6 protein-coding genes are annotated in these 11,275 nt (G+C 69.6%); all 6 read left to right on the forward strand.

Annotation, left to right across the window (positions count from 1 at the left end; all coding sequences use genetic code 11):
• The first annotated feature begins 5 nt into the window (after positions 1-5).
• The 6 genes from ASD47_RS04040 (at position 6) to ASD47_RS04065 (ending at position 11,259) form a co-directional block, all read left to right on the forward strand.
• Positions 6-3,155 (forward strand): multidrug efflux RND transporter permease subunit, encoded by a 3,150-nt coding sequence (locus ASD47_RS04040; RefSeq protein WP_056752022.1) that lies wholly within the window; start codon positions 6-8, stop codon positions 3,153-3,155.
• Positions 3,152-6,358, forward strand: coding sequence for an efflux RND transporter permease subunit (locus ASD47_RS04045; RefSeq protein ID WP_056752025.1), 3,207 nt, complete (start codon positions 3,152-3,154; stop codon positions 6,356-6,358). The genes ASD47_RS04040 and ASD47_RS04045 overlap by 4 nt, the downstream gene beginning before the upstream one ends.
• A complete protein-coding gene (locus ASD47_RS04050; protein WP_056752027.1) occupies positions 6,358-7,788 on the forward strand; it encodes an efflux transporter outer membrane subunit in 1,431 nt (476 codons plus the stop codon). The genes ASD47_RS04045 and ASD47_RS04050 overlap by 1 nt, the downstream gene beginning before the upstream one ends.
• A gap of 162 nt (positions 7,789-7,950) precedes the next feature.
• Positions 7,951-8,529 carry an ANTAR domain-containing response regulator gene (locus ASD47_RS04055; protein WP_028039058.1) on the forward strand — a complete coding sequence of 193 codons (579 nt, stop codon included), beginning with the start codon at positions 7,951-7,953 and terminating at the stop codon, positions 8,527-8,529.
• A complete protein-coding gene (locus tag ASD47_RS04060) occupies positions 8,526-9,665 on the forward strand; it encodes a CmpA/NrtA family ABC transporter substrate-binding protein (RefSeq protein WP_056752030.1) in 1,140 nt (379 codons plus the stop codon). Before ASD47_RS04055 ends, ASD47_RS04060 begins: the two co-directional genes overlap by 4 nt.
• 370 nt (positions 9,666-10,035) lie before the next feature.
• Positions 10,036-11,259 carry a NarK/NasA family nitrate transporter gene (locus ASD47_RS04065; RefSeq protein WP_056752032.1) on the forward strand — a complete coding sequence of 408 codons (1,224 nt, stop codon included), beginning with the start codon at positions 10,036-10,038 and terminating at the stop codon, positions 11,257-11,259.
• Positions 11,260-11,275 lie beyond the last annotated feature (16 nt).

Genomic DNA, 11,275 nt, shown 5'->3' on the forward strand with positions numbered 1-11,275 from the left:
GCGCCATGAACCCCTCGCGTCCCTTCATCCAGCGGCCGGTCGCCACGGCGCTGTTCATGGCGGCCATCGTCCTGGCGGGCCTGGTCGGCTTCCGGCTGCTGCCGCTGTCGGCCCTGCCGCAGGTCGACTATCCCACCATCCAGATCCAGACCCTCTATCCGGGCGCCAGCCCGGAGGTGATGAGCCAGACGGTGACCGCGCCGCTGGAGCGTCAATTGGGCGAGATGGCGGGCCTGGCGCGGATGAGCTCGGTCAGCACGGCCGGGGCCTCGATCATCACCCTGCAGTTCAATCTGGGTGAAAGCCTGGACGTCTCCGAGCAGGAGGTGCAGGCGGCGATCAACGGAGCCAACAGCCTGCTGCCGGCCGACCTGCCGGCTCCGCCGGTCTACGCCAAGGTCAATCCGGCCGACGCCCCCGTCCTGACCCTGGCGGTGACCTCCGACACCCTGCCGCTGACCGAGGTGCAGAACCTGGTCAACACCCGCCTGGCCCAGAAGATCAGCCAGGTGTCGGGCGTGGGCCTGGTCACCCTCAGCGGCGGCCAGCGCCCGGCCATCCGCATCCAGGCCGACACCCAGGCCATGGCGTCGTACGGCGTCACCCTGGCCAATGTGCAGAGCGCGATCAGCAACGCCAACGCCAACAGCGCCAAGGGCAGCTTCGACGGGCCGACCCGCGCCTATACGATCAACGCCAACGACCAGCTGCTGACCGTCGACGACTATTCGAACCTGATCGTCACCTACAAGAACGGAGCCCCCATCCGCCTGCGCGACATCGCTCAGGTGGTGCAGAGCGCCGAGAACACCCGCTTGGGGGCCTGGGCCAACGAGACCCCGGCGATCATCGTCAACGTCCAGCGCCAGCCCGGCGCCAACGTCATCCAGACGGTCGATGCCATCAAGGCCAAGCTGCCGGAGCTGGAGGCGGGCCTGCCGGCCACGCTGGAGGTCAAGGTGCTGGCCGACCGCACCACCGGCATCCGCGGCTCGGTCCACCATGTGGAGATGGAGCTGCTGCTGGCCGTGGTGATGGTCGTGGTGGTGATCTTCTTCTTCCTGCACAGCCTGCGCGCCACCCTGATCGCCGGCCTGGCCGTGCCGATCTCGCTGATCGGCTCGTGTGGGGTGATGTACCTGATGGGCTTCAGCCTCAACAATCTCAGCCTGATGGCCCTGACCATCGCGACCGGCTTCGTGGTCGACGACGCCATCGTGATGATCGAGAACATCAGCCGGCACCTGGAAAAGGGCGTCAAGCCGATGGCGGCGGCCCTGCAGGGGGCGCGGGAGATCGGCTTCACGATCATCTCGCTGACCGTTTCGCTGATCGCCGTGCTGATCCCGCTGCTGTTCATGGGCGACGTGGTCGGGCGGCTGTTCCGCGAATTCGCCATCACCCTGGCGATCACCATCCTGATCTCGGCCGTGGTGTCGCTGACCCTGACGCCGATGCTGTCGGCCCGCTGGCTGAAGCCGCAGGGCGAGGACGAAGGCGACGAGCGCCCGGGCCGCATCGCCCGCAAGTCGCAGGCGGTGTTCGAACGGGTGGAGCACCACTACGAGCGCGGGCTGAACTGGGTGCTGGAGCGTCAGAAGGCCACCCTGGTGGTCGCCGTGGCCACGTTCGCCCTGACCGCCTTCCTGTACCTGATCATCCCCAAGGGCCTGTTCCCGACCCAGGACACCGGCCAGTTGCAGGCCCGCACCGAGGTCGAGCAGTCGGTGTCCTACGACCGCATGGCCGGCCTGCAGCAGCAGGCGGCCAGGGCCATCCTCGACGATCCGGCGGTGGAGAGCCTCAGCTCGTTCATCGGCGTCGACGGCGCCAATAATTCGATGCTGCACACCGGCCAGATGCTGATCAACCTGAAGGCCGACCGCGGCGGCTCGCAGGAGAAGATCATGCAGCGGCTGCGCGACCGCGTGGCCGCCGTGCCGGGCGTGCATCTCTACCTGCAGCCCACCCAGGACCTGACCATCGACGCCGAGACCGGCCCGACCCTCTATCGCCTGTCGCTGGAAGGCGCCGACACCGCCACGGTCAAGGAATGGGCCGGCAAGCTGGCCGAGCGCCTGGCCAGCGTGAAGTCGGTGCGCAACGTCTATAGCGACGCCGACGCTACGGGGGCGGCCGCCTATGTCGACATCGACCGCGACACCGCCGCGCGTCTTTCCATCACGGCGTCGGACATTGACGATGCGCTGTACAGCGCGTTCGGCCAACGGATCGTCTCGACGATCTTCACCGAGACCAACCAGTACCGGGTGATCCTGGAAGCCAAGCCGGGCCTGCTGACCGCGCCGGAATCGCTGGGCCTGCTGAACCTGAAGACCGGCGGCGGCCAGCCCACGCCGCTGTCGGCGATCTCGACCATCAAGGAGCAGACCGCCCCGCTGCAGGTGACCCACGTCTCGCAGTTCCCGGCCACGACGATTGGCTTCGACACCGCCCCGGGCGTCTCGCTGGGCAAGGCGGTCGACGACATCCGCGCGGCGATGAAGGACATCGGCATGCCGACGGCGGTCACCCATACCTTCCTGGGTGCGGCGGGAGCCTATGAGAACTCGCTGAGCAACCAGCTGTGGCTGATCCTGGCGGCGGTGGTCTGCGTCTACATCGTGCTGGGCGTGCTCTACGAGAGCTACATCCACCCGCTGACCATCCTGTCGACCCTGCCGTCGGCCGGGGTCGGGGCGCTGCTGGCCTTGTGGATCACCGGCAACGACCTGGGGGTGATCGGGATCATCGGCATCATCCTGCTGATCGGCATCGTCAAGAAGAACGCGATCATGATGATCGACTTCGCCATCGACGCACAGCGCAACGAGGGCAAGAGCCCCCGCGACGCCATCTTCCAGGCCGCCATCCTGCGCTTCCGCCCGATCCTGATGACCACCCTGGCGGCCCTGTTCGCGGCCATCCCGCTGATGCTGAGCTTCGGCGAGGGCGGCGAGCTGCGCCGGCCGCTGGGCATCGCCATCTTCGGCGGGCTGCTGGTCAGCCAGCTGCTGACCATGTTCACCACCCCGGTGATCTACCTGGCCTTCGACCGTTTGGCCCCCGCTGACCGGGGCATGCGCCGCGAGCCTGACGACCATGTGCCGCCGGATAGGATCGATCCCGAGCCCGTCCCGGGGGCGCCCTCGTGAACCTGTCGGCGCCCTTCATCAGGCGGCCGGTGGCCACGGTCCTGCTGACCATCGGCCTGGCCCTGGCCGGCATCGCGGCCTTCTTCGTGCTGCCGGTTTCGCCCCTGCCGCAGGTGGACTATCCGACCATCTCGGTCTCGGCCAACCTGTCTGGGGCCAGCCCCGAGACCATGGCCTCCAGCGTCGCCACCCCGCTGGAGCGACGGCTAGGCGTGATCCCCGGCGTCACCGAGATGACCTCGCAGAGCAACACCGGCTCGGCCCGCGTGACCCTGCAGTTCGACCTCAACCGCAACATCGACGGCGCGGCCCGCGAGGTGCAGGCCGCGATCAACGCCGCCCGCTCGGACCTGCCGGCCACGCTGCGCAGCAATCCCAGCTACCGCAAGCAGAACCCCTCCGACGCCCCGGTGATTATCCTGGCCCTGACCAGCGAGACCAAGACCCCGGGCCAGATCTATGATGCGGTGTCCAACATCGTGGCCCAACGCCTGTCGCAGGTGACCGGGGTGGGCGACGTGGAGATCGGCGGCGGTTCGCTGCCGGCCGTTCGCGTCTCGGCCAACCCGTTCCTGCTCAACAAGTACGGCATCTCGCTGGAGGACGTCCGCGCCGCGGTCCAGTCGGCCAACGCCAACCGACCCAAGGGCCAGGTCGAAGGAGCGGGGCGGCGGTTCCAGGTCTATACCAGCCCGGGCGGACGCAAGGCGGCCGACTATGCCGGCCTGGTCGTGGCCTGGCGCGGCGACGCGCCGGTGCGGCTCAAGGACGTGGCCGACGTCACCGACAGCGTCGCCGACACCCGGACCCTGGGCCTGTTCAACGGCAAGCCGGCGATCATCATCCTGGTCACCCGCCAGCCGGGCGCCAACATCATCCAGACGGTCGACAGCGTCCGCGCCACCCTGCCGGAACTGCGCGCCCAGCTGCCCGGCGACATCAACGTGGCGGTGGCCAGCGACAGCACCAACTCGATCCGCGCCTCGCTGCACGAGATCGAGGTCACCCTGCTGATCTCGATCGTACTGGTGGTGCTGGTGGTCAGCGCCTTCCTGCGCAGCGCCCGGGCCACCTTCATCCCGGCGGCGGCGACCATCGTCTCGCTGCTGGGCACGTTCGGGGTGATGTACCTGCTGGGGTTCTCGCTGAACAACCTTTCCCTGATGGCCATCACCGTGGCGACCGGCTTCGTGGTCGACGACGCCATCGTGGTGCTGGAGAACACCGCCCGCCATATCGAAAAAGGTATGGACCGCTTCCAGGCCGCCCTGCTGGGCGCGCGCGAGGTGGGGTTCACGGTGCTGTCGATCAGCATCTCTCTGGTCGCGGTGTTCATCCCGCTGCTGTTCATGGGCGGCCAGGTGGGGCGGCTGTTCCGCGAGTTCGCCGTCACCCTGTCGGCGGCGGTGATGATCTCGCTGGTCATTTCGCTGACCACCACCCCGATGATGTGCGCCTACCTGCTGCGGCCGCCGAAGGAGGGCAAGAAGGAGGGACGGGTCGCCCGCGCCTTCGAGGCCGGCTTCAACCGTGTCCACCGCGCCTACGAGTACAGCCTGGACTGGGCGCTGGCCGCCAAGCCCGTGGTGCTGCTGATCCTGGTGGTGGTGATCGCCATGACCGCCTGGCTCTATGTCGCCGTGCCCAAGGGCTTCTTCCCCCAGCAGGACAGCGGCCAGATCCAGGCCGGGCTGCGCGCCGACCAGAGCGTGTCGTTCCACGTCATGCAGGCCAAGCTGCGCCAGGTGGTCGACATTATCCGCAAGGACCCGGCCGTCGACACGGTGGTCGGCTTCACCGGCGGCGCCCGGGCCGGCGGCGGCTTCATGTTCGTCAACCTCAAGCCGCTGGGCGACGGGGTAGGCGACCGCAAGGAGAAAGGCTCGGCGGTGATCAACCGCCTGCGACCGCAGCTGCAAAGGGTCACCGGGATCAGCGTTTTCCTTAACCCCGTCCAGGACGTGCGGATGGGCGGGCGGCAGAGCAACTCGACCTACCAGTACACCCTGACCAGCGACTCCAGCGACGCGCTGAAGGCCTGGGCGCCCAAGCTGGCCGAGGCGATGAAGGCCCGGTCCGACGTGATGACCGACGTCGACAGCGACCAGTCCGAGAACGGGGTCGAGACCTTCGTCACCATCGACCGCGACAGCGCCTCGCGCATGGGCGTCACGCCCCGTGCGGTCGACAACGCGCTCTACGACGCCTTCGGCCAGCGCCAGGTCGCCACGATCTACGAGGACATCAACCAGTACGCCGTGATCCTGGAGTGGGACCGCCGGTTCTCGCGAGGGCCGGAGGCGCTGAACGACGTCTATGTGCCGACCAATCCCAGCGGTGCGGCGACGACCTCGACCAGCGGCGCGGCGGTCAATCCGGCCCTGCGCGACGCCTCGACCGGCGCCGCCCTGAACACCGCCTTGACGCCCATGACCCCGCTGACCGCGATCTCCAGCGTCGCCCAGGCCGCCACCCCGACCTCGATCAACCACCAGAACGGCGAGCTGGCCACGACGATCTCGTTCAACCTGGCCGACGGCGTCTCGCTCAGCGACGCCCAGGCCGCCATCAAGCAGGCCGAGGCCGACATCGCCCTGCCGACCAATGTCCGCGGCAGCTTCCAGGGCAGCGCCCGCAGCGCCCAGGACCAGAACAAGCAGCAGCCGTTCCTGGTGGCCGCCGCCATCGTGGCGATCTACATCGTGCTGGGCATCCTCTACGAGAGCTACGTCCACCCCCTGACCGTGCTGTCGACCCTGCCGGCGGCCGGCGTAGGGGCGATGCTCGCCCTGCTGGTCTTCAAGATGGAGTTCTCGGTGATCGCCCTGATCGGGGTGTTCCTGCTGCTGGGCATCGTCAAGAAGAACGCCATCCTGATCATCGACTTCGCCCTGGAGGCCCAGCGGTCGCGCGGGCTGACAGCCCTGGAGGCGGTTCGCGAGGCCAGCCTGCTGCGCTTCCGGCCGATCCTGATGACCACCCTGGCCGCCGCCCTGGGCGCCTTGCCCCTGGCCATCGGCTTCGGCGAGGGGGCCGAGCTGCGCCGGCCGCTGGGGATCACCATCATCGGCGGCCTGATCGCCAGCCAGCTGCTGACCCTGATCACCACCCCGGTGGTCTATGTCTATCTCGACCGCCTGCGGGGCAAGGCGCGCGACGAGCGCTACCTGGCCCACATGCCCTCCGCGCCGGAGCCTGTCTGATGCCAGCCCTGAAGTCCCTCGCGCTTGCCGGTTCCGCGCTGATCCTGCTGTCGGCCTGCACGGTCGGACCGGCCTATCAGCGGCCCGACGTCACCGCCTCGGCCGCCGCCCTGCCGGCGACCTACAAAGCCTTGGACGGCTGGAAGGTCGCCACCCCCGGCGACCTGATCGATCGCGGCGACTGGTGGACCCTGCTGGGCGACTCCCAGCTGGACGCCCTGGTCGCCAAGGTCAACGTCTCCAACCAGACCATCGCCGCGGCCGAGGCCAGCTATCGCCAGGCCCGGGCCCTGGTGCGCGAGCAGCGGGCCAGCCTGTTCCCGACCATCGAGCTGTCGGGTTCAGCGACCAGGTCCGGCGGTTCCGGCTCGACCCCTTCGAGCTCTGGCGGTTCGAGCCGCGGCCAGCGCTACCAGGCCGGGATCGGCGCCAGCTGGGAGCCGGACCTGTGGGGCCGCATCCGCCAGGGGATCAACGGCGCCAAGGCCTCGGAACAGGCCAGCGCCGCCGACCTGGCCGGCGCCCGCCTGTCGATGCAGGGCGAGCTGGCCGTCAACTATCTGGGCCTGCGCCAGGCCGACGCCGAGATCGACCTGGTGACCAGAACGGTCGACGGCTACCAGCGCAGCCTGCAGATCACCCAGAACCGCTACGCCGCGGCCATCGCGCCGAAGTCCGACGTGCTGCAGGCCACCACCCAGCTGGCCGGCGCCCAGGCCGACCTGGAGAGCCTGCGCCAGACCAGGGCGACCTACGAGAACGCCATCGCCACTTTGGTGGGCGAGCCCGCCAGCGGCTTTCGCCTGGCCGCCGATCCGGCCTGGAGCGCCCGCGTGCCCGAGATCCCGGCCGGCGTTCCTTCCACCCTGCTGGAGCGCCGGCCGGACATCGCCGCGGCCGAGCGCCGGGTCGCCGCCGCCAACGCCGACATCGGCGTGGCCCGGGCCGCGTTCTTCCCGACCATCGGCCTCAGCGCTAACGGCGCGACCAGCGGCTCGGCCTTGGGCGACCTGTTCTCGGCCTCGGCCAACACCTGGTCGCTGGGTCTGACCGCCGCCCAGACCCTGTTCGACGCCGGCGCGCGCAAGGCGCGGGTGGAGCAGGCGAGGGCGTCCTACGACGCTTCGGTCGCCGATTATCGCCAGACCGCCCTGGCCGCTTTCGAGGATGTGGAAAACCAATTGACCGCCGCCCAGGTGCTGGAGCGCCGCTACGCCCTGCTGAAGACCAGTTCCGACGCCGCGGACCAGACCGAGCAGATGTTGCTCAACCAGTACAAGGCCGGGCAGGTGGCCTACACCGACGTGGTGACGGCCCAGGCCTCGGCCCTGTCGGCGCGGCGGGCGCTACTCACCGCCGCCGTGGCCCGGCAGACCACGGCCGTGGCCCTGATCCAGGCGCTGGGCGGTGGATGGAAGCCCCAGGCCTAGACATCCGGGGGCGCGCCTCGCGGCGCCTGTGGCGTCTTGCCTGCTCGTTTGGCGCCGCTATTTCAGGCTAGGCTGTGCAAATACCAGGCTGATTGAGCAACTCCGACCGCGATGAACCTTCGCCGCTCCCACCCGTCGCCGGAGGGCCTTAGGGCGAAGGGCATGCGCGTCCTCGTCATCGATCCCGATCCCGCGCGCGCCGCCCTCGTGGCCGAGGGGCTCGCCGGCGTGCAGCCGCTGGAGGTGCGCCGCGCGGCCGTGTTCGACGAGCGCGAGGCCGCGGCCTTCGCCCCCGACGTGGTGGTGATCGCCGCCGACAGCCCCGACCGCGACACGCTGGAAAGCCTGCGCGAGGCCGGGCAGCACAATCCGCGCCCGGTGGTGATGTTCGTCGACCGCTCCGAACCCGGCCTGGCCGAGCAGGCCGTGCGGGCCGGGGTGGCGGCCTATGTGGTCGACGGCCTGGCCCCGAGCCGGGTGCGCTCGATCCTGGACGTGGCCATGAGCCGCTTCGCCCTGACCCAGCAGTTGCACGGCGACCTGGCCAAGGCCAAGGCCGACCTCGAATCGCGCAAGACCGTCGAACGGGCCAAGGGACTGTTGATGAAGGAGCGGGGCCTGGACGAGGACGGCGCCTATCGGCTGCTGCGAAAGCTGGCCATGGATCGCGGCAAGCCGATCGGCCAGATCGCCGCCGACCTGCTGGCCTTCGCCGGCGTGCTGAAGGGCGACGCCTCGTGAGCGGACTGGCCGACCTGACGCTGGGGTTCATCCCCCTGACCGACTGCGCGCCCCTGGTGGTGGCCAAGGCGCAGGGCTTCTTCGCCGAGGAGGGGCTGGAGGTGGCGCTGAGCCGCGAGGCCTCGTGGGCGACCATCCGCGACAAGGTCGCCGTCGGAGCGCTGGACGGCGCCCACATGCTGGCCCCCACGGCCTTGGCTCCGGCGGGTCTGGAGGGCGGGTCGATGCTGGCGCCCCTGGCCCTGAACCAGAACGGCAGCGCCATCACCGTCTCCATCCAGCTGGCCGCGCTGATGGCCGAGGCCGACCCCGGCGCCCTGGCGGCGCCGCTGGTCACCGCCCACGCCCTGGCGGCGGTGGTCGCGCGCCGGCGGGAGCAGGGCGCCCCGCCACTGACCTTCGCCGTCGTCTTCCCCCATTCGATGCACAACTACTTCCTACGCTATTGGCTGGCCCAGGCGGGGATCGATCCCGACCGCGACGTGCGCCTGGTGGTCACGCCGCCGCCGCGCATGGTCGAGCATCTGCGCTCGGGCGAAATCGACGGTTTCTGCGTCGGCGCGCCCTGGAACGCCGCCGCCGTCGACGAGGGCCTGGGCGAGTCGCTGATCAAGGCCTCGCAGTTCTGGCCAGGCGGCCCGGACAAGGTGTTCGGCGTCACCGCCGCCTGGGCTGAACGCCATGGCGACGAACTGCGGGCGGCCCTGCGCGCCCTGATCCGCGCCGCGGCCTGGGCCGACGAGCCGGGCAACCATGCCGAGCTGGTGGCCCTGCTGTCGCGTCCCGACCATGTGGGGGTCGAGCCTGAGATCGTGGCCCGGGCCCTGAAGTCCGAGATCGTCTTCCATCGCAACGCCGCCGGCCTGCCGCGCCGCGAGCACGCCCTGTGGTTCCTGTCGCAGATGGTGCGCTGGGGACAGGTGGAGGCGGACCTCGACCTGACCGCCGTGGCCGACCGGGTCTACCGCCCGGACCTGTTCCGCGAGGCGGCGTTGTCGCTGGGACCAGTGCTGGAGCCGGCCCAGGTGTTCGCCGACGCCGCGCCGCCGGCCTCGGCCCTGTTCGACGGGGCGCGTTTCGACCCCGCCGATGTCCGGGCCTATGCGGCGTCGTTCGCGGTCGGGCGGGCAGGTTAGGTTCCGCATCGGAGTATCCAGGGCCGTTCGCCGCCTACGCCCGTCTTCCTCGGAACAAGTCCGCGGATGACGGGCGGGGGCGAGGGCTGCGCCACGGCGGCGAGTCCATTGATTCCGACGCATTGAGCCTGTTTGTTTTGCTCATGTTTCAAGCAGCGCCGCCGCCTATTTGCTGAGCAACTGGACGATGCGGCTCGGATCGCGCCGCAACGCAGCATGGCGCGTGACTCCGTGCGCCTTCCGCGCCTTCACTTGCACCAAGCCTTCGGACAACGGCGTCCGTGGCTGCCAGAGACGACCGCTCGGATGCGGTCACCCGCCTGAGGCGCCCGCGCCTCGCTCTCGCAGACACGCACATCCGAGGCATACCATGCTCTCTCGTGATTTCCTGAAGGCCGGCCACGCCCCGACCCTGTTCGCCGCGTTCCTGTATTTCGACCTGAGCTTCATGGTCTGGGTGATCCTGGGCCCGCTGGGCGTGGCCATCGCCAAGGACTTCCACCTCGATCCCGCCCAGAAGGGCCTGATGGTGGCCATTCCCGTCCTGGCCGGCGCGGTGCTGCGCCTGGTCAACGGAGTGCTGGTCGACCGCATCGGCCCCAAGAAGACCGGGATGATGGGTCAGCTGATCGTGCTGGCCGGCCTGGTCCTCGCCTGGTTCCTGGGCATCCACAACTATCACCAGGTGCTGGCCCTGGGCCTGGTGCTGGGCGTGGCCGGCGCCTCGTTCGCCGTCGCCCTGCCGCTAGCCTCGCGCTGGTATCCGCAGGAGCACCAGGGCCTGGCCCTGGGCATCGCCGGCGCCGGAAATTCGGGCACCGCCCTGGCCGCCCTGTTCGCGCCGATCCTGGCCAAGACCTTCGGCTGGCAGAACGTGATCGGCATGGCGGCCATCCCGCTGGCCGTCGCCTTCGTCATCTACATGCTTCTGGCCAAGGACGCCCCCGAGCAGCCCGCGCCCAAGAAGCTGGCCGAGTACCTGGACGTGCTGAAGGTTCCGGACGCCTGGTGGCTGATGCTGCTGTACGCGGTCACCTTCGGCGGCTTCGTCGGCCTGGCCTCGTCCCTGACCATCTATTTCAACGCCGAATACAGCCTCTCGCCCGTGACCGCCGGCTTCTTCACCGCCGCCTGCGTGTTCGCCGGATCGTTCATCCGCCCGGTCGGCGGGGCCCTGGCCGACCGCTTCGGCGGGGTGCGGACCCTGAGCGTCGTCTTCGCCCTGGCCGCCGCCGGCCTAGCCACGGCCAGCTTCCAGATGCCCTCGGCCTATGTCGCCCTGGCGGTGCTGATGTTCTCGATGCTGGCCCTGGGCGCCGGCAATGGCGCGGTCTTCCAGCTGGCCCCCCAGCGGTTCCGCAAGGAGATCGGCGTCATGACCGGCCTGATCGGCATGACCGGCGGCGTCGGCGGCTTCTACCTGGCCTCCAGCCTGGGCATGGCCAAGAAGATGACCGGTTCCTACCAGGTCGGCTTCCTCGGCTTCGCGGCCCTGGCGGTGTTCGCCCTGGTGGCCCTGCACAGCCTGAAGGCCCGCTGGCGGGCCGTCTGGCCCACCCTGCACGGCGACTCCGCCGCTCCGGTCCGCGTCTGATCCTTTTCCCAGTGAG

The organism is Caulobacter sp. Root1472 (assembly GCF_001426985.1).
GTDB lineage: Bacteria > Pseudomonadota > Alphaproteobacteria > Caulobacterales > Caulobacteraceae > Caulobacter > Caulobacter rhizosphaerae.

What these genes read in the sequence shown, in the direction of transcription:
- ASD47_RS04040 (WP_056752022.1), top strand. Translation starts at nt 6, where the DNA reads ATGAACCCCTCGCGTCCCTTCATCCAGCGGCCGGTCGCCACGGCGCTG.
- ASD47_RS04055 (WP_028039058.1), top strand. Translation starts at nt 7,951, where the DNA reads ATGCGCGTCCTCGTCATCGATCCCGATCCCGCGCGCGCCGCCCTCGTG.
- ASD47_RS04050 (WP_056752027.1), top strand. Translation starts at nt 6,358, where the DNA reads ATGCCAGCCCTGAAGTCCCTCGCGCTTGCCGGTTCCGCGCTGATCCTG.
- ASD47_RS04065 (WP_056752032.1), top strand. Translation starts at nt 10,036, where the DNA reads ATGCTCTCTCGTGATTTCCTGAAGGCCGGCCACGCCCCGACCCTGTTC.